The organism is Allomuricauda sp. F6463D, from assembly GCF_023015965.1.
Classification (GTDB): domain Bacteria; phylum Bacteroidota; class Bacteroidia; order Flavobacteriales; family Flavobacteriaceae; genus Flagellimonas.
Genome location: NZ_JALKAN010000001.1, coordinates 223,645 through 247,914, shown reverse-complemented (window position 1 = coordinate 247,914; position 24,270 = coordinate 223,645). Strand labels below are relative to the sequence as shown.

Here is a 24,270-nt window from a genome sequence, read left to right as displayed (position 1 = left end):
ATGGCTGAAGCCTTGGTCCTTCAATTATTTGGCCAGATCTTTTCTATATTTCTTTTATCAAATGGTCGGGGAAATCCTTTATGTTCTCACAACAGATCTGCTCCATTACTTGTTGCAGTTCCGTTTTTAGCAGTGAAATGGTATGGTTGCCCCCTTGGGACCCCAAAGCTGCGACACCGTACATGAAAGATCGTCCCAAAAAGGCGAACTCTGCGCCCGATGCCATCGTCCTTGCGATATCTGGGCCCGATCGGATACCACTGTCCATCATCACCTTTATCTGGTCGCCATATTCCTTGGCTATACGCACCAGTGGCCTTATGGTCGATTCACCGGCATCTAACTGCCTTCCCCCGTGGTTGGACACAATGATTCCGTCCAGACCCAAACGAACTGCTTTTTCGGCATCCGCTTCGTTGGCGACGCCCTTCAATACCAATTTGCCCTTCCACATATCGCGTATGGGCTTTATTTTTTCCTCATTCAGCCTACCTGAAAAAGTCTGGTCCATGAACTTTCCCAGTTGTTTTAGGTCCAGCCCTTTGGGCATGTAAGGCTTTAGTGTCGCAAAATTTGGCTGTCCGTGGACAAGTGTCTTCAGTGCCCATTCTGGTCGGCCCAATATCTGAAGGATGTTCTTGACCGACATTGTCGGGGGCATGGCCAGACCGTTCCTTATGTCCCTGGGGCGAAACCCGAAGGTGGGCACATCGCAGAGGATAACCAACACGGGGCAGCCCGCCGCATCGGCCCTTTGGATGATATCGTCCCTCAACCTGTCCTCGGTGGGATGGTAGAGCTGGAACCAGGCACGGCCCTCGGTTAGCTCGGAGGCGCGTTCGATGCTGGTGGTGGTCACAGTGCTCAGTATAAAGGGAATGTTGTGCTCAAAGGCCGCCTTGGCCAAAATCTCTGGGGAATTGGGCCACATCAGTCCCTGGAGGCCCACAGGGGCGATGCCGAAAGGGGCGTCATAGGTGTGCCCGAAGAGTTCGGTTTTCATCTCCGAACGGGTATGCTTGCTCAAATAGTAGGGCAAAAGCTCCACATCCCTGATATCGGAGGTGTTCTTGTGGAGGTTCACATCCTCGTTGCAGCCCCCGTCCAGATACTCGAAGGCAAACTTTGGAATTTTTTTCCTTGCCCTTTCCCTTAGGTCGTCGACCGAAGGGTACTTTTTGTTTATGCTCAAATCCACTTTTTTGCTTTTAATGGTACGCCTTTACTTCTTGTTTGGAGGTGCCCAGTCCTTCGATTCCCAACTCCACCACGTCCCCGGGCTTCAAATATCGAGGTGGGTCAAAACCTAGTCCCACACCGGCCGGGGTCCCCGTTGAAATGATATCACCGGGCAACAGGGTCATGAATTGGCTGATATAACTTACCACCTCCTGCACGTTGAATATGAAATCCGACGTGTTGCTCTGCTGTAGGGTCTCACCATTGAGCTTTAGCCACAGGTCAAGTGCATTGGGATCCTTTATTTCATCTGCGGTGGCGATGAAGGGACCTATGGGGGCAAAGGTATCACAGCCCTTTCCCTTGCACCATTGCCCTTGTTTTTCTATCTGGAAGGCCCGCTCGCTGTAATCGTTGTGGAGCACATAGCCCGCTACGTGGTCCAATGCCTCGTCCAACGGTACGTACGATGCTTTTTTTCCTATCACGATGGCAAGCTCCACTTCCCAATCCGTTTTTTCGCTCCCCTTGGGGATCACCACATCATCATTTGGGCCGACAATAGCAGAGGTCGCCTTGAAGAACAGTACTGGCTCCTTGGGAACTTCCATCCCGCTTTCAGAGGCGTGCTTGGCATAGTTGAGCCCCACACAGATGATCTTTGAGGGACGTACCAAGGGAGGGCCGAGACGCTCGTTTTGTGGAACGATAGGGCTCTCGTCCCTGTTCCGCTCCAACCAGTGCCCCAGTCGTGTTGTTCCGTCGGTCCCAAAAAAATGCTCATCATAATCCTCGCCGAAAGCAGCTATGTCTATCCTTGTCCCATCTTCTAACTGGATTCCGGGCTTCTCTTCCCCTTGCTTGCCAAATCGTATTAATTTCATCTTCTATCTATATTAAAATTCCATGTTTATCTTTCTTAAAAACGTTGCCTCAACCGTTCAGCTTTATAAAACCACCGTCTATAGGAAAATCGGTGCCCGTGATGAACGAGGCCTCGTCAGAGGAGAGGTAAAGTGCAAGGTCCGCAACCTCCTCCGGCCTGCCCATTCGCCCAATGGGCTGTGTCCTGGACAGCTTCTCGTACATTTCCTCCTCCTTGCCCGGATAGTTCTTCTTGATGAAACCATCAACAAAGGGCGTGTGCACACGGCCCGGGGATATACTGTTGCAGCGGATCCCGTCTTCCAGGTAATCCCTGGCCACGGAATAGGTCATCGTCAATACCGCGCCCTTGGTCATCGAATAGGCAAAACGGTCCTGGATGCCAACGGTGGAGGCGATAGAGGCCATGTTGATGATCGAGCCTCCTTTGGCCTTCATGTGCCCCACACAGGAGCGCATGCAGTTATATACTCCCTTTACGTTCACCTCGTACAGTCGGTCCATATCCGAAGCCTGTGTCTGCTCGAGGTTGCCCACATGGGCTATCCCGGCATTGTTCACCAAAATATCGATCGGGCCCTGCTCCGCTATGCGGCCAAAGACCTCCCCGACCATATCGCCGTTGGAAACATCGCACTGGTGGGATTCCGAACGCCCGCCATTGGTGCGTATCATCTCGGCCGTCTCCTCCCCGTTCGGGGCGTTGTGTTCCAAGATGTGCACCATCGCTCCTTGGCCCGCAAGGGCCCTGCATATGGCCCGGCCTATGCCACTGCCACCGCCGGTGACTATCGCCGTTTTGTTCTCTAAACTGAATTTCATTACTTATACCGTATTTGTTGATTTTTGTTCATTAGAATCCACGGGGAACAATATTAATTGGATTCCTCCTCTTCCTTTAAAGCTGACCGGACCTGGGACACTTCACGCTGATGGATGCCATCTACGCCTTCATTCAGGTTCATCCGTATGTAGGTCAGTACCTTGGCAATGTCCTCATCGCTCATAAAATCCATTTTTGGCATCAGGTCATTATATGTCTTTCCATTTACTGTAATAGGTCCTTCTAGACCTTCCAATACCGCTTTTATCAACTTATGTTTATCACCGGTCACCCAATCCGACCCCGCCAAAGGAGGATAACGGTTCCCATCTCCTTTACCTTCTGCTTGGTGACAAACAATACAATAAGTATTGTAAATTCGCTGACCCTCATCTGCAAAACGATAGGAAAGATTGTCATTGATTTCATGGGGTTCCCTGATATGCGTCAATGCTTTACGTTCTTCCATCTTGCTTAACTGACTTTCATTAAAGTCATCTTTATCCCCTCTATACATAATTCGCCAGATTTTCCCTTTTCTGCTATCACTGACATACAATGAACCATCAGGCCCCATGGCCAGACCCATCGGCTTATACGCTGCACGCCCCATACCATCGTTATATGATTCTCCTATAAACCCATCAGCAAAAATTTCAAAGGATTTTGAAAATTCTCCATTTATATATGGCACAAAGCATACAACAAAGCCTGCGGTAGGATAAGGGGCTCGGCGACCACCACCATGAAAAGCAATAAACGCTCCATTTTTATAGCGATCGGGAAATTGATCTCCATTATAAAAGAAAAGATCGTTTGGTGCCCAATGACCAGGAAAACCGATTATAGGATCTACTACATCGCTGGCCTTTAGCTCTAAATCGACATCTCTGTATTCAGGAGACACCATTCTTTTATTTTGTGTATGATCATAGTAGTAATAGGGCCAGCCTCCATTGGCCCCTTCTTTGATTTCAAAAAATTCTTCAGCTGGCAACACGGCACTTTCCCATTCTGAATAAAGGGACGGCCATATCCTGTGCAAATCGTCCCTACCGTGTTGTATTGCATAGAGCGTATTGGTTTCGTGATTCCAATCCATCCCAATACCATCTCTAAGTCCTGTGGCATATCTAACCCCATCTTTTTGGGTCATATTGATTTTATTGGCGTCAAACTTCCAAATACCTGCATGTTCTGCCATTTCAGGACAAGGGTAAAGACCTGGGCTAAGAGGGGTCCTATCTTCTTCTTGACAATTATCGGTTAATGAACCGAAATTGACATACATGTTTCCATCATCATCAAAAGCCAGTGTTTTAGCTATATGTGAAGTATAAATTTCATATTTGAGAACAACTTCCATTTTGCTTTCTGGCACCAATGTACTTGGTGTTAATTTCTGCCTGTAAACAGCATCTTGGGTACTATAAAAGATATATCCATTGTAAATCCTCATACTTGTTGGGCCATAGCCTTCTTCTACCGGATAATCACCAAAGTAGTCAATTTGATCTCCCCTACCGTCTCTATTTACATCTCTGATAGCTACATTTCCTGAATCTTGCTTTGCGTTGGTAAGCTTTACGTAAATATCCCCATTATCATTCACGGCCATATGCCGGGCATTACCTATACTATCCACAACAACCATAGCTTCAAACTTGTCCGGCAAGAAAAGTCCCCCGTTGTCGATATCACTTTTGGGTAGATCGGGTTTTTGGTTACAGCTTGTTAGGAAAGCAATTATTATGGATATCCTAAATAGGTTAGTGGAATATACTTTTGATGGAAGCATTTCTAATATTTTATTTTCTTGGTTATTGTTTGCTGGTAAAATATTTTAAGTGGTAGTTTCCGCATTAGGATTTGCAGTAAGTAAAAGTAAAGATCAACTAACGCTTTAACCATTTTTTTAGTAAAAGAAACTCATATCTATTATAGATACTTCTCTTTTTTCTCTACCCCTTAATCATTTATTAAAAAAATATGGACGAAAAATAAAAATAGTATTGGTCCAGATGCATTTTTTTTACAAAGATCATAATAGTTTATTTTATGTTTTTAATAGGTTTTCTGAGGTTAGGTTTACCTGCTTCGAATTTATCCATACCACATCCTAGTAGAAGTTATATGATATGTTTTCGTAAATGTTTATGAAATAGAAAACAGGTTGACTTAATCAGTGTGTACAATTTGTTATTCTGTAATTCAGAACTCATAAAATTGCTGCGATATCTTATCGCTTTTCACCTATATCATCGGGTATATTTACCTTGACAACATTAAATCAACCTGTTTCTACAACTAAACTAAAACTACAATAGATTGCTTAGATCTATATTATAATCCAAAATTGGTATCAAGTTCTCCTTGAGGTATTGGGAAAAAATAATGGCTTGCATTAACCGGCTGCGTTCCATATTTCGCTTGGAACTCAGGATTTAAAGTTTCTGCAAGTATTCCCCATCTTTTAAGATCGTTGAACCTAGAGCCTTCACCCATTAGTTCCAATTCTCTTTCTTTTTTCAAAAGTTCAAATACTTCAGTATCAGAATAATCTGCAGCTGTATATTCGAACATTCCGAAACGTCTACGAACCATATTGATATATTCAACACAACCTGGTGCATTGCTCTGATTGAGTTCTATTTCTGCTCTCATTAGCAATACATCTGCATACCTCATTATCCTAATGTTGTTTCCTGATGCGGCACCACCAGCACCCGGACCTGTTTCTGCAGGTTTGGTTTCTCTGTTATTTTTCTTCTTCCAGAAATATTGTAAACCTTCAAAATCATACGGACGGTTTGGATCTTCGGCGCAATAATCGCACCAGTCGTCATCTCCTGCTACACCACCGTAAAAGGTTTCCGCCCCTCTTGGATCAATAAACTCAGTACCTGACTCATCATCATATATAAATACTTCTGCTTTCTCTGGTTGGAATTTCCAGTTTGGCCACCCATTCCAACTATGCAACTGTTGCATCATGTTGTTCATGAATGGAGCCGAACCACCTTCTACGTTGGTGAACATATTTGTTGCACCACCTTGCCCAGCATAAACAGCTTGGAACTCAAAGACACTTTCAATGTTGTTCTCGTTGGTCTCACCAAAATTGTACAGATAATCATCCGCTGGCAATAGGTCGTAATGACCTTCCAACTTTGACAATTCTGTTTTCGCCTCTGGATACCTTTCGTTGTACAAGTACAATTTACCAAGTAGACCAGTTGCCGACCCTTTAGTAGCGCGACCTAGTTCGACATCTGGAATATCCTCAACATCCTTTAAAAGTGATTGCGCTATCTTTAAATCGTCCTCAGCCACGGCCCATACCTCACTAGCAGGACTTAATGGAGCATCGATATTCTCGGATTGATCAAAACTCAAACGAAGTGGTACATCTCCCCACAAATAAGCCAAATTAAAATAGGCCCAACCTCTTAAAAAATAAGCTTCTCCTCGTGATCTAACAACAAGATCGTTGGATTCGTTTTCCGCCAAATAGGCATCTGCTGAATCTATAACCAAGTTAGATCTGAGAATCATCATATAATACATTCTCCACAAGTTTTCAACCGTCCGGTTAAATTGATTGTGCTGATACGCTCTCATTTGAATAATCGGAACTTCATGGTAACTACCTAATGCTCCGGCAGTAGCCTCTGTTTCGTTACCTAATACGTCCCAAATTTCTGGCCATTGATAACTTCCAATCCAGTGCTGAAAAAATGCTCCATAAGCTGCATTGGTACCCTGAACAATTTGATCTGGAGTATTGAAATAAGTCTCCAATGTAAATTGTTCGGGATTGCTCAATTCTAAAACTTCCTCATCACATGAGGTCATAGTTAAAAAGAAAAGGGCAAATACTCCTATTATTTTAAACTTGGTGTTTGTTATTGTTTTCATATATATATTTTTTTATAGACCTATTTGAATTCCTAAAACAACCGTTCTTGCAGAAGGAGGAGTAAATTCGTTAACCCCTCTTACAAGGTTCTCGCCACCAATTTCAGGGTCGAATCCATCATATTTAGTCAATGTAAGCAGATTTTCACCACTTGCATACAGTCTAAGCTTGGACATTCCGAATTTTTCCATAAGTTCATCAGAAAAGGAATAACCTAGGGATAATAGTTTTAACCTAAAGAATCCAGCATCTTGTACCATTAATGTAGAGGGTCTTGTGTTTGCAACGGCATCACCACTAAGAGCTCTAGGCTGTGTCCCATTTCCTGGTTGTGCCTCGCTTATCCATCTATCCAATACATTGGTCTCTTGATTCAAGATTCTTACACCTCCACGGTTCCATTTATAACCTTCGTCATAAATATCCACGTTAGCAACTCCTTGCCAGAACATATTGAAATCCAACTGTCCAAAATTTAGACTGGCGTTGAATCCAAAAAGATGCTTAGGAATTGGATTTCCAATCATGGTACGGTCATCACCATCTATTCTTCCATCACCGTTCAAATCCCTGAATTTAACATCACCTGCACTGGTAGAAGCTTCTTGAAAATAATCGTATCCACTTGCTACCGCATCGGCATTTGCCCCATCTATCTCAGCTTGAGTCATATAAAGACCATCAGCTTCGTAACCGTAAAAATATCCTATTGGCTTGCCTTTTTCGGTTCTTGAAACTCCTGAAAGGAATGGTTGTCCAAGCCCCAAACCGGTAACTACGTTTTCCTGAAAGGTATAGTTTGCACTAATATCGTAACTTATCTTGCTACCTATATCCCCACGCTTACCAATTAAGAACTCAAATCCTTTGTTGCTTACAGAAGCAGCATTGACAATTGCATTTCCATCAATGGTTCCTCCATCCTGTCCAGACCCATATCCTAAGGACAATGGACTAGGCACTGCAAAAAGTATGTCATCCGTCTGCTTTTTAAAATACTCAACTGTACCGGTAAGGGTGTTGTTAAATAGGCCGAAATCTACACCTACGGTCAATGATTCAGTGGTTTCCCATTTAATTTCTGGAGAAGCGTTCTGAACCACTGAGGCGCCTTGTTGTAATTCTTGGGTTGTGCCAAATGGGTAACCCACACCTTGAGTAAATACTGAAGATAGGTAACGGTACTGCCCTATGGCATCGTTACCAGATTTACCCCAACCAGCTCTCAATTTCAACTGATTGATAACCTCACTGTCTCTTAAAAAAGATTCTTCATCCAGTTTCCAAGCAACAGACAAGGATGGGAATTTACCCCACCGGTTCGTTGGTGAAAAGTTAGGTGAAGCATCGGCACGCATGTTAACGGTCAAAAGATATTTACTTTTAAAGCCATAGTTAAATCTTCCAAAATACGAAAGTCTAGAATCTATAAAAAGATCTTGGGTAGGCTGCATTGGGCTACCTGCCACACTGAGTAATTTTATTTCGTTTGTTGCAAATCCTGTAGCACCAATCCCTATTCCTCCTCCTTGGATTCCATCTTGCCATGTGTTACCCAACAAGGCTGATATATTGTGATCACCGAACTGGTTTGTGTAATTAATGTACGATTCCACAATTGGAGAATAGAGATACGAACTGCTTTCCAACATAGTATTCACGTTATGACTGGAAGCAGACACGTATTCATCTTGCCATTGAAAAAATCGCCCGAAATTACCTTTTAACCCAGCTTGAACTGTATAACTAAAACCTTCAAAAGGTTTGATTTGCATATTTAGCTGAGCTTGGTAAGACAATGTGTTGGTTTCAGGATTTACCTTGTTTGGAATAGTTAGAGGATTGGAAACATCCGAAGCATCCCCGATTCTATCAACATCGGTAAAACCTCCGATTTGAGTTTCATCATAAATCTCTTTGTAAGGCATGTAACCCAACATGTTTCTGTAACTAGGACTAGCCCCTTTAATCGTTTTATAGCTTAAGGCAACATTGGCATTTAGGTCCAACCATGGCTTAATTGCAAAGCTGTTTTTGGTTCTCAAGTACGTTGCTTTTGAAGAAGAACCGATTATGATATTCTCATCACTACGATGGCTCAATCCAAAATAGTACGTTGCTTTTTCGGTTCCTCCCGAAAAACTTGCATTGACCTCTGAACTGTGACCAGTTTGAAAAATAAGATCTTGCCAATCATTTCTATCTACCCTTACAGCATCGGTTAATAATTTAGGTGGAATGGTCTGACCTGCATTGTTTAGTGCATCATGCACATAATCAATATATTGGTTTGCATTCATTACATCCCTTCTATTGGTGGTCGATTTTAAACCGCTCCAAAAGTTCACATTTACTTTCATCGCACCCTCACGACCGCTTTTGGTAGTTACCAATATTACACCATTGGCTCCACGAGACCCATAAATAGCAGTTGAAGATGCATCCTTTAACACCTCAATGTTTTCAATGTCGTTGGGGTTCACTGTAGATAAATCACCTCCTAGGAAACCATCGATAACTACTAGGGGATCCGTATTATTAAACGTAGTGATACCACGTACACGAATTTTATCTCCAGAAACGTCCAAACCCGGTGCGCGCCCTTGTATAAGGCCGGCCACACTGGTTGCCTGACGGTCACCTAAATCTTCTGATGAAATTGAGGCGACAGCTCCGGTTAAATCACTTTTTTGTACAGAACCATAACCAACAATCACAATTTCATCCATCGCCACTGCACTTTCTGCCAACATAATTGACAAAGTGGTTTGTCCATTAAGAGGAATATCTTGAGTAGCATAACCAATGTAGGAAGCTACCAAAACCGCATTCTCATCAGATACATCAATGGAAAAGTTACCATCGAAATCTGTTTGAACACCGTTTGTAGTTCCTCTTTCAAGCACACTGGCTCCCGCCAAAGGAACTCCATCTGGATCGGTTATCGTACCCGAAACGCTCAACTGAACCATCTCGTTTACAGTGGGAACAGGGTTTATGGCCGGCTTTTTTGAAGAATTCTCATTTTTACCTTTCCATAAAACAACTTGAGTTCCCTTAACCTTATAATTAGTATTTGTGTTAGAAAATAAATGATTTAGTACTATTTCTATATTTTCCTTATCCACATGAAGGGATAGTTTCCGTTGAAGGTTTACGTGCTCTGTGTTGTAAATAAAATTAAATCTTGTATTTGATTCAATATTATCTATGATTTCTTCAATGGATACGTTATCAACATTCAAGGAAATCTTAGCTTTTTGAGCATAGCTATTATTGGCATGTAATCCAAGAAATGCCGTAAACAATAACAGAATGGTCAATTTCATTTTTAAGTCAAATTTCAACAAAGTTGCTCCCAACTCTGAGTCGTTGAAGATTTTTTTCATAATTTTAAAATGTTTGTTAGGTGGTTAGCAAATTAATTTGCCTTTCCGCTCTTTATAGCCGGGAAATGTTAGCGCATTTTCCGGTTTTGTTTTTAAACAAAGCGTTGGGCAGTAGCATGGTTGTCAAATCATAGGCGGAATAGTTTGTGTTAGTTATATTTATGTTAGAGTTTGATACTTTAATTTATTATTACCTGATTATCATTTATGGAGAATTCAATATTGTGTATGTCATTGAAGTATCCGAGCACTTCTTTGATCTCAACATTATCAAAACGGGCATTGAACACTTCTTCTCCAAGTTCGGAATTTGTATTTTCAATTTCTATGTTATAGTGGCGTTCGAGTTTTTTAAGAATAACATTGAAAGTCAATTCCCTAAAAATTAAACTACCTTGTCTCCAAGAGGTATACTGACTTGTGTCCACTTCTTCGACCAGCACATCTTTTGAATTCGGGTCAAAAGACCCTTTTTGTCCTGGAGTCAATTCAACAACTTCTTGAGACACGTTCTTTCCAGACATATTAACGGCACCTTCTACCAAAACCACATCAACATATTCATCCTCGGCATAAGCTGACACATTGAATTCCGTACCAAGTACCTTTACATTCAATTGATCCACATTGACCATAAATGGCCTGGATGTATTCTTAACAACATCGAAATAAGCATTTCCCGTAAGGAATACTTGTCTTGGACCATCATCTAAAAAGCTAACCGGATATTTTAAAGAACTTCCAGCATTTAAGTGGACCAATGTGCCATCTGACAATTCCAATCGGAATTTTTTTCCATGAGGCACCATTAATGTGTTAAAAACCAAGTTGTCTTCCTCATTCGCTTTCGAATAAGTAATCAAATCTTGTTTTTGGGTATAAACAATATCTCCATCCTCATCCCTAAATTCATCTTCATCTTTAACATCTATAGCTTGTAAGGTTCCGTTATCCAGCTCCAAAGTGATAGAACTATTTTCAGGGATAAGCACATTTTTGGCTTGTGGAGTAAAAAAGCCTAGTTGATAGAACAATGCCAATCCAATCAATATTGTAATTGCAGCAGCGTACTTGAACCAATTTGAGTAAAGTCTCTTGACCGGTTTTTCGGTACGGTCTATTTTATCACTTACTTTACTATAAGCTTCATCCAAATTGTTTTTTATAATCGCCAAGTTTAAATCGTGATAATCCCGAACATAGGACTCAAGAATTCTTTGGTTACTTGGATCCTCCAACCACCTCCGTAGTTCTAGAATTTCCTTCTCAGATATTGTACCTAATAGAAGCTTAGTTATATTTTTTTTCATTATACTAGTACCAGATTCTTTCTAGTTCTTAATAAGTTTTAAATTGCACCATATTACGCAATACATAATTAATACCATCAAAAACAATTAAACCCTTAAAAAAAACTAAATATAATTTTCAATTTCACAGAAAACTCAACTAACTAAGCAAATTTTAAACCAAAAATGAATGAAATTGAGGCGGTAGTTGCCATGAAAAAGGGCGACCAAATGGCTTTTAAATATTTATTCAACTTATTCTACGATCGTCTTGTAGCTTTTATCACAACATACACACATGACAAAATAGAATCTGAAGATATTGTTCAGCAGGCCTTTATTAGTCTGTGGGAAAACAAATCGAAGTTGGATGAAACAAAATCCCCTAAATCATATTTATATGCCATTGTTTATAATAAATACATAAACTCGATTAAAAAAAGCAAGAAGCAAGAAGAGCTTTTAAGCCAAATTTGGGAGCGCGCTCTTGCCAACAGAATTGAAGAGGACACAGACGCCCTGCAATTGCGTGTTCAGAAAATGAAGAAGGTAATCGATGAATTACCTCCAAAATGCAAGGAAATCATTATAATGAACAAAATACAGGGAGTAAAGTACAAGGATATTGCCGATCAGCTGGGTATTTCCGTAAAAACGGTAGAGTCGCAAATGCGAATTGCATTCACAAAAATACGAGAAGCTTTTAAAGAGGACAATCAACTTTTGTTTTTGCTCTTCAAATAAACTAGTATAAAAACTAACCATTTTGGCTGTTGTTGCTATAATGGCTTTTTTTAAGCGTACAGATAATCCTTTTAGCTAGTACTCTTATATTCCCAAAGCCAGTTATAAGGATATTAGTTGTTCTATAGCAAACTCCCTCCACAATAAAATTCGTAAAAGCATGGTCCACAACAGACCTAACGAATAAGGATATCATTGTCAGTTATAGCTTTAAGGCTTCTTGTAGTGCTTATCGCTAACACAATAGCGTTTTATTATTAGTCTTTTTTGTATTGAAACTCATTATCAAAACCAACGTTTTCAAAATCCTCAGTATTTGGTAAATCAAATTGGTATTTATCGAGCTGGTCTATTTCCAAGGTAAGGTTCTCTGCTTCAAACTCCATGACATGCCCGGCAAACTGCTCATCGTCGGAAACAAAATGGAGGTGATATCCTGCTACATTGATGTTACCAATAAATGTTGGACAATAGAAACCCACCATAGTTCCTTTAAAGTTTTCTCTTTCAAAGATTGGACGTTCTGGTATTAGCACATCCAACCCCTCTTCAAAAGGAGGTTCTTGCTTGTGGAGACCACCACATTTCATTTTTGAAAACTCTCCATGTATCTTAAATGCATAGAAAAAGTTTTTAGTAGGCAGTTTTTCATTGATAAATGCACGAAGCTCCTCATAGTTTTGCACTTTGGGTATGTCATAAGAGTAATCCTTGTTGAAAAAAGCTGCGTTGGCATACACTACTTTGGTGTCATCTTCCGGCTTATGTACTTTCCCGTCCTCAGAAGCTTGATAAAGTACTCCGTCAAGCATAATGAGTTCCCCATCCAAAAGGTTGTAGGAACCCAATCCAATGTCTCCCTTAGTTTTAAGTTCCTTTGCGCTTAAATCACCTTCAAATATTTTATTTACAAAGGCCCACCATATGGAATATTGGTAAAAGACATTTTCGGTTTTTGTCAAAGTCTCCTTCTTCTCCTCCACTTCATTGCTCTCAACTTTTTTTTCTTCTTTGCAATTTATGAACAGGAACATGATAGCCAAAATTAATAGCAACCTTGATCCAGGACTAGGTTTATTTGCAATTTTCATGTTTAGTTGTGTTACTGTAAGTTGAACTTAAGTTTTATAAATATTAAATTAATATAGCCTAACATACCATTCTCAATCCTTAATTATAGGGCAACTGGCTGTCTGCTATTTTCAAAACAGTTCATGACATTTTAAAACTGCCATGGAATTATCTTGTCATCACTTCCCAATACCGGGTACGCTTAGAACTTCCTTCGGGGCCATCCACAGTTAAAGTGATAACTTTTCTAACTCCTTTTTTTGCAAAAGTATGTATTGGGTTCTGTTCGTTGGAACTCTCGCCATCTCCAAAATCCCAGGTCCATTTGTTTATTTCTCCAATAGACTCATCCTTAAATGCCACTACACCTCTTTCTTGATCTATAACATCAAATGTCCATTCTGCTTTGATTGGATCTAAAAATTTATCTTCTAAAGGCATTAATTTAAAGGCACATAAATATGAAGCATTGCTGACCATTCTAACCGTATGGGCCAGATTTACATGTCCATCTCTTTCACCTCCATCAAAATCCAATATGGACCATGATAGGCCAATGACCTTGTTTTCCCAAAGTTTTGACTCAATAGCTCTTTGAGGGCCATCATGTGGGGCATAATCATAAGGAGTGATCCATCCTTCCAAGCTCAATGTTCCACTCTCCCCGTGTTTAAAGTCATAATCATAAGCATAGTTAGCCCGTGGAAACTCGGAAATCCAAGGCTGGTTTCCCCATACCAATACCCAAGCATTGTTGACGGGTGGGGTGTAGATATGATAATTTTGGGCATGTACCCCGCTAAAATTTAAATGGTTTTCAATATACGACGCTGTCTGAGGCTCCCACCCCAACTCTGCTTGATCGTACATAGGGCTTTTAATGAAAGGACCGCCTGATAGATCACCATCCACAACGAGTTCAAATATATCATTTAGGTACCCCTCAGGGTTGAATCGTTCAAAATCCCAAAAATCATCGTAAGCCTCATACTTAAAATAAATTCGGCTCATACCATTTACCCAGCCAATGGTCACTTTTACATCAAGGTCTTCTGATGGTATATCCGTCCCCATACCATCTTCGGTATCGTTTAACAAATCGGTACCATAGGTGTAATTTTCTGGAACTATTTCCCAATCACTCATATCCCCATCAATTCTTGGCATTTGATCTCTAGGAAATTGAAATATTTGAAATATCCTCCCATCCCTTGAAGTCTGATAGGTTGGTGTGGATTGACCCATTGATTCTGATATGGTTCCGAGGATACAACAAAAGAATAATATCCATGTTCCTCGGGCTTTCTTACAGTTTAAGTTTTTATAATTTTTCATGCTTTTGCGCTATCGTTTCCTTTACAATATTCAGAATGTCAACATCCAACTTTTTATCATTAAAAACATTATAACTTGCGTAATGCCATTTCTATTTTTTTATAAAAAAATTATAGTTGATATACTTACAAGTAAAAAGATGGAAAGAATTTTAATTCAATTTTTATTTATTAATATCCACCTCATAAATTTTGCCTGCCATCATATCCGGTACAAGTAATCGACCTTTATCTTCCTCCAAATAAAAGTCTGCGGCGGATTGCAAACCATCGATCAATACGGTAGATTCTTCTGTTGTTCCATCTATTTTCCAAACTGTGCCTGCTGCCCAACTACTTACATAATAATTGCCCTCACTATCCTGCTCTACAGCATCAGCTCCTCTAAACAGTCCTTTCAGCGGCGTTAACTCTCCGTCCTTTTTAACCAAAAAATTACCAAGGAAAAATGAGCCTACCATAATGTCTCCGTTATTGTCAACGCCCACACCATTTGGATTCAACATTAAGGGTGAAGTATTTTGAGCTATCGAAACCTGACCATCCAGATCAATATGATAAATACGTCCTAATTGAGGTACCAATTTTGCATTTTCACTGTCCAGCGGCCATAGTTCGTTGTTTTCGTCACGCATATATTGAGTGGCCCCCATATCTGTCACGTAGATACCATTGTTGTCAGCATCCACCGCAACATCATTTAAATACAGAACTTCCTCGGGAAAATCCTCTTTTTCAATAAAAACACTTGCATTGCCATCCTTGTCCACTTTCCAAATACGGGATAAATCCGAAAGATATAAATGACCTTTAACATGGACAATTCCTTTGGGCTCATCAAATCCTTGGGCAAAAGATCGTGTTCCATTGGCGGAAATTTCCACAATTTCACCATCTCCTTCTTCACCACCATTCATTACTGTTACAAAGTAATTACCTCCAAATCCTTTGGTTATACTTTCTGGTTTTACACCTACCTCAACCGGAAATTGAATTTCAGCTTGCGAAGCACAGCCCACTACTAAAAAAAGGGCAATTGGTGTCACATAGACAATAATTTGATTTAGGCTAAATTTCGTCAAGTTTACTATTCTTTTCATTGTTGATTGGTTTTTAGTGTTTAATTCCAAATTGAGCTATTCATTATTCCCTACATAAAATATGTATCAGGGTTTTGCTTTATTTTTTTATACAGCTATTCTTTACTCCTTTCACAACCTATTGGATAATGTATATTGAACTGCCATAATTAATATTAGACATCCATATTCTTTACAGTCATGTTCAAATAACCGCAATATCCGCGGCACATGGAGCGTGTTGTGAATCTGTAAGTTCCAATGCACCGGTTTTTTGATCTATACGGAAACATTCAACTTGGTTAGCGTCTTGACTTGCCACCAACAAGAATTTACCACTTGGGTCCATGGAAAGGTTCCGAGCATTGGAGCTGTTTGCCAATGAACATCGGCTCGAGAAGGTCAATTTACCATCGCTTTCACCTACATTAAAAATAGCTATACTTTGGTGTACCCTACATATATAATAATAAAATGCACCATTGGGTGAAAGACATCCTTCGGCCCCCCAATATTCCGATCTTCCATAATTTTCCGGATGGTCACGTGCCACAAAATCCTTCGGATAACAGCTAACCTTCTGTACTGGAACAAGTCCTTTATCATCATCTACATCGCATACTTCCACAGTTCCATCTAGTTCGCAATTAACGTACGCTACCCGCAAGGAAGGATGAAATTTGATACCACGTGGTCCTGACCCGGATGTTAACTTAATGTTGCCATGCGGCTCCAGTTCTCCTGTTTTTGTATCAAGAATATACTGATGAACCTGATCTGTGCCTAAATCTGTGGCATAAACCAAATCTGTTTTGGGATCCCCAATAATACCATGTGGGTGAGGCATTGATTGGCGTACCGGGTCGGGTCCCGTACCCGAATGGTCCGGTTTTGCGGTCACCTTACCAATTATTCCCGTATCAGGGTCGAATGGAAGTACTGAAATACCACCTTCCCAATATCTTGTTACCAGCAAAAAGCATCCTGTACGGTCAAATGTTGCACATGTGTTGCCCCTACCACCTGTGGACTGGGTTGATATCGCTACCAGATCACCGTCAGGTTGGATTTTGTATGCTGTTATGAAACCAACACCTTCATCTACCCCAGTATGGTGGGAAAGCTCGTGTGTAGCTATAAGAAATTGCCCATTGGGATGAACTTCTAACCATGTAGGGGAATCTTGCTTTATTACCTTACCGTTTGGGGTAATGGAGCCATCTGAACTGTTAAATAAGAATGATAAAATTCCTTCTCCAGGTTGTTTTGACCCCACCCAAGGAAGTTGTCCAGGCTCATAACCGGTATAACTGCCAACAAAAAGGTGTTTTTCCGTTGTTTCGCTCATTTTTGGTATATCGATTTTGTGTTACTTCAAATAAATTATCTTCTGATTACTTCAACTGAGCTACTGCCAAGTTGCAAACAACCATATGGTTGACCCAACTTAACAGTCGCTCGAAGTAATATACATGTTCTTTAATCGAGGGGTTCTGTTGTAGACCCTATTAACTTTGTCTCAACAACCAACGAACAGCATTTTGTTTCAACTTACGGTACGTCGGATTCCAATGCGCTGTCAATAGATGGCCTGGTGCCAAGTAACAAACTCGTCCTTTTCCATATTCATATGCCCAAGCAGCAGGAACAGTAGTTCCCTGATCTTTACCCTTATAAGTATAACGAAGACCATCTTCATTCACGGACTCCATCAAAATGTGCTCTGGATCTTTGTCGTACTCCATATAATGCTGCTCATCAGTAACTACAAAGTCGGTAATCCCCTCCATAATCGGATGGTCCGATTTTTTTACCCTAACCTTGAAAGTTCGAATAGGTGGATGTCCTGCATAGGCACCTCCAAGTACGTCACGAATGTCGTCATTGGTGCTCGCCAAGTCCGTAACGTTGTGGAAAAACAGTATCGAACCACCGTTTTGAACGAATTCACGAACGGCCTTACCCTGGTGCGGTTGTATCCAGGCCTTCATTTCGCCCGATGTAGGTTCCAGAGGCGGATCGCTTACCACAGGGACCTCACTGATACCCTTGCCAAAATTATTGATGAAAGTTGACGGAACCATTTCGCCACCTCCACCAATGGGTCCATTACCTTCGGGGAAAATGCGGCCGTCGCGATGAATAATTAGCATCTGATAACCTTCCAGTGTCTCAGCGTTGAGAGATGTGTAGTCGTCGGTCATCTTTACCGATATACCCATATCCTTAACAATATCGCGAGTCAGGGCCGTACGTACAATATCAGCGTTGTGATAGTGATCGCCCATCAGCGCGAATATTGTCTCTTTTTCCGATGTTTTCTCCGGTGTTTTCTCTGCAGCTTTCTCAGGGGCCTGGGCACAAGCTAAAGGAGAGGTTAATACTACTCCTGCTGTTAATCCTGCCATCGACGAAATGGCTGAGCGCCGAGTTACATTTTTTTTTGGTGAAGATGGTTTTGGTTTCATGTCAAATATTGTTTTTGGTTATCTAATTTGTTTATGTATTTCCCGGTTTCTGGGCAACTTGCTTTATTGTAAAATCTAGAATCACTTTGTTTTTTGATATTAATCAGCATGGTATGCAATATCCTATGACGAGAAACATCTTTATTCCCCACTGGTAGAACCGTTTGTTTCGATTGCTGAAAAAATAAATCGGCGCACAAAATCATGCAGTAAATCGGGCACAAAAAAAGTATCTCTTGTAGCATCCGTTGCATCGGCTGTTGTCACTACTAAAAGATCTAATTTAGGATACACACCTATATATTGGCCACGATGTCCATAGGCAAAGTACCCTTGTACATCTTGTTCTCCCTGTGATGTATTCACCTTGTCTGGGAGTCTACGAACCCAGTTCAGGTATCCATAACCTTTTTGCCTATCAAACCCTACTTGGTATTTAGATGCTTCTTGCACCCAATCCTCAGGCAGTACTTGTTTATCTTCCCAATGCCCATCACGGAGCAATAGGTAACCAAGTCGTGCCATATCCCTAGCTGTCATGTGGAGGCCATTTCCTCCTTCAGGAACACCATCAGGGCCTTTTCTCCATTCACTTATATCAATACCCAATGGATCAAAAAGATAATTTTCTGCCATGGTTGAAACGTCTGAAACTGTTCCATTACCATCTTGTTTGGCTTTCCTATCTAAAATAGCTGTCAGTAAGCTTGGAGCATAGTTGCTGTACTCAAAGGTGGTTCCGGGAGTCACTTTAGGCTTTGCCTTAAGGAGTATACCAATATCCATAAACTCCTGTCTACTTGCTACACCTGAACGATGAGTAAGTACATCTTTCAGGGTCAAATCTGCTAAGTCCGGATGAATCTGATATTCGGGCAATAAGTCCGCTACACGTTGATCAACACTCTTAATCCAACCTTGCTTTATAGCTACACCCACTAACGTAGCCACAAATGTTTTGGTAACCGAGAATATATGATTGTTTGTATCTACAGTTTGCCCGTTGAAATAGGATTCGGAGACAAGTTGTCCATTTTTGATTATGAGTAAACTATAACCACTTGGAAAAATCTGCGGATACATTTGTTCTGCATTCTTTATACCCGCACCGTCCATACCTACAGATTCAGGACTAGCTTCTGACCACGTAGATGTAGGCCAAGGTATTGGAGTTTGTGTTTTTTTTGTCTGAGCAATCCCCCGATCAACCCATATAAAAGTTAGAAGAATGCACATTCCAACATAATAACCCAAACGTCTTTTATGACCACTTAAGGTCAATCCATGCTGAGGGTTACCATCAACTTTTTTAAACATAACAGTTTTCATACCTAGTGTCATTGTATCCATTTTTTAAGGAAAAAAATTGGCTATCTTTTTAATTACTTCTCATCTGTCTGCTTTGTTAGCCATCTAACTGAATTGCGAAGTAATTTTACCATCATTGGATGCCCGATTGCTTCTTTGGTGTGCCCTGGAGCAAGGTAAACAAAGCGCCCCTTACCCATTTCGCGCCACCAACCTGCAGGGGCAGATTTATTGGCATCGGAAATGTTTCGAAGCAACAACTGATCAGGATCACCATAATATTTGCTCATGTGCTGCTCATCGAACACCCTAAAGTCCTCAACTCCAGCTGTAATAGGATGGTTTTTATCTTCCACGCGAACCATAAACTCCTCCGGAGCTGGATGCCCACCGAAATCTCCTTTAAAAACTTCATAATAAGGTCCGTTTGGTGGGTAAAGGCCATGAGAGTTATGGAGCGCCAAAAAACCGCCACCGTTATCCACAAAATCATAGACAGCTTGTTGTTGCTCATCGGTCATCCACTGTACCTGTGCCCCTCGTTCGTAACCATTGGGCCAAATATTACCATCTTTTAAAAAAATAAGCAAGTCGAATTCCTTCAGAGCTTCAGCGGTCAGCGCCTCATGATTTTCTATATAGACGACAGGAATATTCTCTAGGGCCAAAGGTCTCATTAACCCATCTCTAACATGAACTGGTGAATGATAACGATCCCCCATCATTACCAAAGCCCGAGGCCGATCAACTGAGGAATAAACATCTGATGAATTGTTTATCTGGGCGGAAAGCACAGTTGCTAGACTGAATGCTATGGCAAATAGAACGAAAAATCGTGATGATTCTCCATTGTTGTTAGTTAGAGAGGGCATTAGCTTCATTCGTTGATAGTTTTTTTATAATTATTTTTTTATGTATTGCATGTGCTATACACTTTTGAAGTTAAATTAGTTGTGTAATACATAATTTATACTGTATTAAATTGCAAAACCCTTAAGAAATACTTGAGAAAAAAACGATATTCACACTATTCTTCCGGTAATCTTTTAACTATTGCCTTGTTTAATTCAAAATAATCAGGGTTAGATAACAAGAAAAAAGGGTTTACCATCACCAATCAAATTATCATTGGCGGGTATGGAACATCCCTTGTTCCCTTTAGTCTCGTGAATTAATCAGAATCAATCTGTGGTAGATATATTGGTGATCTTATAATTGTAAGATGGCCTTTACTGGCCTGTCAGATTACGTTCATTTATACCCCTAACATGTACTACTATTTTTAATCATCCGCATTTACTCGTTACACTGAAACGTACTAATTGTTGATTTCATTTTGAAGTTTAAATCATACCATTTTGTCAGATACAATTTGTTCCATCTCGATAATAATTCATCTAAGTTTTTTGAAAAATGAAGTCATTTCGAAAGCATCGAGACCGTTTATAAGTATCAATTATTTTTCGCTCACATTTACAAAATAAGTCTTCCGACTTAAGCTCAAGTTTAGATAAAGTTAGTTTAAAAATATAGCAGCTAACCACATGAAAAAACAGAAGAACGCTTAAAAAAAATCGTTTAAAATCATCTAAAAAAAGTAAGAATCAGAGCATTGTTATAAAAATTATTAAAAATTGAATAAATAACGCCTCTATCACCTAATTCACCTCCTATTATACTTTATAATCGATATCGCTTTTAGTAACTTTGTTTCAACTGTGAAATAAATATTATAAACAAATTTAAAACAACATGGGAAAAGGATTTTTTCAAGTTCCAACGGCTATTAATGAGCCGGTCAAAACCTACGTTCCGGGCTCCCCTGAACGAGAAGAAGTACTAAAACAATATAAAGCATTTTACAATGATACAGTGGACGTTCCACTATACATTGGTAGCGAAGAAATTAAAACGGGGAATACAAAACCAATGTCGCCCCCACACGATCATAAACACATTGTTGGACACTACCATTTGGCTGAGAAAAATCATGTGCAAAAAGCAATCTCCAATTGTTTGGAGGCTAGGGATTCTTGGGCCAATTTAACTTGGGAACAACGTGCGGCCATTTTCTTGAAAGCTGCAGAGCTCATTGCCGGTCCTTACCGTGCCAAGATAAACGCCGCAACAATGATTGCACAATCCAAGAATATTTATCAGGCTGAGATAGATGCCGCTTGTGAGCTTATAGATTTTCTTCGATTTAACGTTGAGTACATGTCGCAGATTTACAACGAACAACCCGAATCCGCCGAAGGAATTTGGAACAGGGTAGAATACCGTCCATTGGAAGGTTTTGTTTATGCGATTACCCCGTTCAACTTTACCGCTATTGCAGGTAACCTTCCTGCAAGTGCCGCAATGATGGGGAATGTAGTAATTTGGAAACCTAGTGACAGCCAGGTATATTCTGCCAAAGTAATCATGGATGTGTTTAAAGAAGCTGGACTTCCTGATGGTGTAATCAACATGGTCTATGGAGACCCGGTTATGATTTCTGATACTGTACTGGCAAGTCCGGATTTCTCCGGGATACATTTTACAGGTTCTACATCTGTATTCAAATCTCTATGGAAACAGATAGGAAACAACATCAATAACTACAAAACTTACCCAAGAATCGTTGGTGAAACTGGAGGTAAGGATTTTATTGTAGCACATCCTACCGCTAAACCACAACAAGTAGCAACAGCTATTAGCAGGGGAGCTTTTGAGTTTCAAGGACAAAAATGTAGTGCCGCATCAAGGGTTTATTTACCAAAATCGACTGCAGATGAAATTTTGGAGTTGGTTAAAAAGGACGTTGCTTCCTTTAAAAAACCAGGTTCTCCAGAGGATATGAGCAATTTTATCACAGCCGTGATTCACGAAGGCTCATTTGACAAGTTGGCTAAGTATATCGACAAGGCCAAAGCAGCTGATGATGCTGAAGTAATTGCTGGTGGTAATTATGATAAATCGGTTGGATATTTTATAGAGCCAACGGTGATATTGACCACAAGTCCGCAATATGAGACTATGTACACTGAGCTTTTCGGCCCTGTTGTAACCATTTATGTATATGAAGATGAAGATTGGAGCGAAACCTTGAAATTGGTTGATGAAACTTCTGAATATGGATTGACCGGAGCAGTATTGTCGGGAGACCGATACTCTATTGATGAGGCTACAAAGGCCTTACAAAACTGTGCTGGTAACTTCTACATCAACGATAAGCCTACTGGTGCTGTTGTAGGTCAACAACCATTTGGAGGAGCCAGAGCATCTGGTACTAATGATAAGGCTGGTTCTATGCAGAACCTTTTACGTTGGGTATCACCTAGATTGATCAAAGAGACTTTTGTGACACCTGAAGATTACAGATATCCTTTTTTGGGATAAACAACAATAGTATCTAACTTAAAAAGGGTCAGCTTAAGCTGACCCTTTTTTATTATCCATTTTTGGAGTTATACTATTAAAACTTAGACAAGCTCCGCTTTCTTGGTTTTATTTCGTCTTTGCAATTCTTTTTTAAGCAATTGGATTTCCCTAGAGGATTGAGAGCCGACAGAAGAGTTTTCTTCAGCACGCCGAATTAAATAGGGCATAACATCTTTTATGGGACCAAAAGGAACATATTTTACTACGTTGTAGCCAGACTGTGCCATATTAAAACTAATATTATCACTCATTCCAAATAGTTGTCCAAACCAAATTCTGGAATCGTTGTTATCGATATTCGAATCCATCATTTTTTGCGCCAGTAGTTTACAACTAAGCTCATTATGGGTCCCTAAAAAGAAATCAAATACATCTAGATTTTCCAATACGTAATTTGATCCGTTCTCAAAGTTTTGATCCGTTGTGGCTTTATCTTTACAAACAGGACTCTCATATCCATTGGTAAAGGCTCTATCCCTTTCTTTTTCCATATAGGCACCTCTCACCAATTTAACCCCTATTTTAATTTGGGACTTTTCTCCTAAATCCTTTAGTTTTTTTAAGTAATCATATTTATTGCAGAGGTATAACTGGATTGTGGTAAAAACAACGGTTCGACGTTTATTGTACTTAACCATCATTTCCTCTGTAAGTTTATCCACAGCGGCATGGCTCCAAGACTCCTCAGCATCTACCATAATTTTGAGGCTCTCCGTCTCGGAAACAGTTCTACAAATAGTCTCAAACCTCTCCTTTATTCTATCCCATTCTTCTGCTTCTGAATTACTTAAAGTAACATTTTCGGATACTTTTCTAAATACTTCCAATCTTCCAATTCCTGTAGGTTTAAATACTAGAAAAGGAATCTGTTTTTGGAATTCCGAGAATTCACATATTTTGAGCAGCACGTCCAAAGTATTATCAAAAGAAGGTTCATTCTCAAATCCTTCTACTGAATAATCCAAGATGGACATAACTTCTCCATTAAGGTACAGTTCATCAATCTGTTCCTTACATTCCATTAGGTTTTCCCCACCGCAAAACTGTGAAAAAATTGTTTTTTTTAGAACTGTTTGTATGGGCAGTCGGTATTTAAAAGCAAAATTGAGCATAGGTTTTGCAAAACGTGTAAGCTGTGCATATCCCAACATTCCAAAGAGAAACTTGGCTTTTTTAAGCTCATTATCGGTCTTATTGATAAATGCCGTCTGTGTATTGTCGAAATTTAACATGTCGGACATACTTTGTAAGGTTTATGGTTGTGCTATCCCGGTAGAAATACATGTATTTTATATTCCTAAAACCAAAAGTTTAACGGATTTGAAGTAAAATAAATGTCCTAATTAAACTTTGTATTAT

Annotated in this window: 17 protein-coding genes; 2 read left to right on the top strand and 15 right to left on the bottom strand. The window is 40.2% G+C overall.

The window, feature by feature from the left end; translation table 11 throughout:
- Positions 1-43: 43 nt before the first annotated feature.
- From MWU56_RS01025 to MWU56_RS00995, 7 genes are all read right to left on the bottom strand, one after another.
- Positions 44-1,198: an alpha-hydroxy-acid oxidizing protein gene (locus tag MWU56_RS01025; protein WP_247041341.1), complete on the bottom strand. Its 1,155-nt coding sequence runs from the start codon at positions 1,196-1,198 to the stop codon at positions 44-46.
- A 10-nt stretch (positions 1,199-1,208) separates the two neighbouring features.
- Positions 1,209-2,063: a fumarylacetoacetate hydrolase family protein gene (locus MWU56_RS01020; protein ID WP_247041340.1), complete on the bottom strand. Its 855-nt coding sequence runs from the start codon at positions 2,061-2,063 to the stop codon at positions 1,209-1,211.
- A 49-nt stretch (positions 2,064-2,112) separates the two neighbouring features.
- Entirely contained in the window at positions 2,113-2,886 is a 774-nt protein-coding gene (locus tag MWU56_RS01015) for an SDR family NAD(P)-dependent oxidoreductase (RefSeq protein WP_247041339.1), read from the bottom strand.
- A gap of 53 nt (positions 2,887-2,939) precedes the next feature.
- Positions 2,940-4,685, bottom strand: a complete 1,746-nt coding sequence (locus tag MWU56_RS01010; RefSeq protein WP_247041338.1) for a c-type cytochrome — start codon at positions 4,683-4,685, stop codon at positions 2,940-2,942.
- A 545-nt stretch (positions 4,686-5,230) separates the two neighbouring features.
- On the bottom strand, positions 5,231-6,805 hold the full coding sequence (locus tag MWU56_RS01005) for a RagB/SusD family nutrient uptake outer membrane protein (protein ID WP_247041337.1): 1,575 nt from the start codon (positions 6,803-6,805) through the stop codon (positions 5,231-5,233).
- Positions 6,806-6,817: 12 nt separating this feature from the next.
- Positions 6,818-10,195, bottom strand: a complete 3,378-nt coding sequence (locus MWU56_RS01000; protein WP_247041336.1) for a TonB-dependent receptor — start codon at positions 10,193-10,195, stop codon at positions 6,818-6,820.
- 179 nt (positions 10,196-10,374) lie between these two features.
- The gene (locus MWU56_RS00995; RefSeq protein WP_247041335.1) at positions 10,375-11,505 is read right to left on the bottom strand and encodes a FecR family protein; all 1,131 of its coding nucleotides are present in this window, start codon (positions 11,503-11,505) and stop codon (positions 10,375-10,377) included.
- Between the two features lie 165 nt (positions 11,506-11,670).
- On the opposite strand from MWU56_RS00995, the gene MWU56_RS00990 reads away from it, so the two are divergent.
- Positions 11,671-12,228 carry an RNA polymerase sigma factor gene (locus MWU56_RS00990; RefSeq protein WP_247041334.1) on the top strand — a complete coding sequence of 186 codons (558 nt, stop codon included), beginning with the start codon at positions 11,671-11,673 and terminating at the stop codon, positions 12,226-12,228.
- 257 nt (positions 12,229-12,485) lie between these two features.
- Here MWU56_RS00990 and budA read toward each other — a convergent pair whose 3' ends face one another.
- The 7 genes from budA to MWU56_RS00955 all read right to left on the bottom strand — a co-directional run bounded on the left by budA (position 12,486) and on the right by MWU56_RS00955 (position 20,369).
- Positions 12,486-13,319 carry an acetolactate decarboxylase gene (gene budA / locus MWU56_RS00985; RefSeq protein ID WP_247041332.1) on the bottom strand — a complete coding sequence of 278 codons (834 nt, stop codon included), beginning with the start codon at positions 13,317-13,319 and terminating at the stop codon, positions 12,486-12,488.
- A gap of 148 nt (positions 13,320-13,467) precedes the next feature.
- Entirely contained in the window at positions 13,468-14,634 is a 1,167-nt protein-coding gene (locus MWU56_RS00980) for a PKD domain-containing protein (RefSeq protein ID WP_247041329.1), read from the bottom strand.
- 163 nt (positions 14,635-14,797) lie between these two features.
- Positions 14,798-15,733, bottom strand: a complete 936-nt coding sequence (locus MWU56_RS00975) for an SMP-30/gluconolactonase/LRE family protein (protein WP_247041327.1) — start codon at positions 15,731-15,733, stop codon at positions 14,798-14,800.
- Positions 15,734-15,917: 184 nt separating this feature from the next.
- Positions 15,918-17,060: a lactonase family protein gene (locus tag MWU56_RS00970; protein WP_247041325.1), complete on the bottom strand. Its 1,143-nt coding sequence runs from the start codon at positions 17,058-17,060 to the stop codon at positions 15,918-15,920.
- Positions 17,061-17,220: 160 nt separating this feature from the next.
- Positions 17,221-18,000 (bottom strand): ThuA domain-containing protein, encoded by a 780-nt coding sequence (locus MWU56_RS00965; protein WP_247041323.1) that lies wholly within the window; start codon positions 17,998-18,000, stop codon positions 17,221-17,223.
- Between the two features lie 321 nt (positions 18,001-18,321).
- Positions 18,322-19,530 (bottom strand): serine hydrolase domain-containing protein, encoded by a 1,209-nt coding sequence (locus MWU56_RS00960; protein ID WP_247041321.1) that lies wholly within the window; start codon positions 19,528-19,530, stop codon positions 18,322-18,324.
- Between the two features lie 32 nt (positions 19,531-19,562).
- A complete protein-coding gene (locus tag MWU56_RS00955) occupies positions 19,563-20,369 on the bottom strand; it encodes a ThuA domain-containing protein (protein ID WP_247041319.1) in 807 nt (268 codons plus the stop codon).
- 871 nt (positions 20,370-21,240) lie between these two features.
- On the opposite strand from MWU56_RS00955, the gene pruA reads away from it, so the two are divergent.
- Entirely contained in the window at positions 21,241-22,869 is a 1,629-nt protein-coding gene (gene pruA, locus MWU56_RS00950) for an L-glutamate gamma-semialdehyde dehydrogenase (RefSeq protein WP_247041316.1), read from the top strand.
- A gap of 83 nt (positions 22,870-22,952) precedes the next feature.
- On the opposite strand, the gene MWU56_RS00945 is transcribed toward pruA, so the two are convergent.
- Positions 22,953-24,152, bottom strand: coding sequence for a proline dehydrogenase family protein (locus tag MWU56_RS00945; RefSeq protein WP_247041314.1), 1,200 nt, complete (start codon positions 24,150-24,152; stop codon positions 22,953-22,955).
- Between the last annotated feature and the right edge of the window lie 118 nt (positions 24,153-24,270).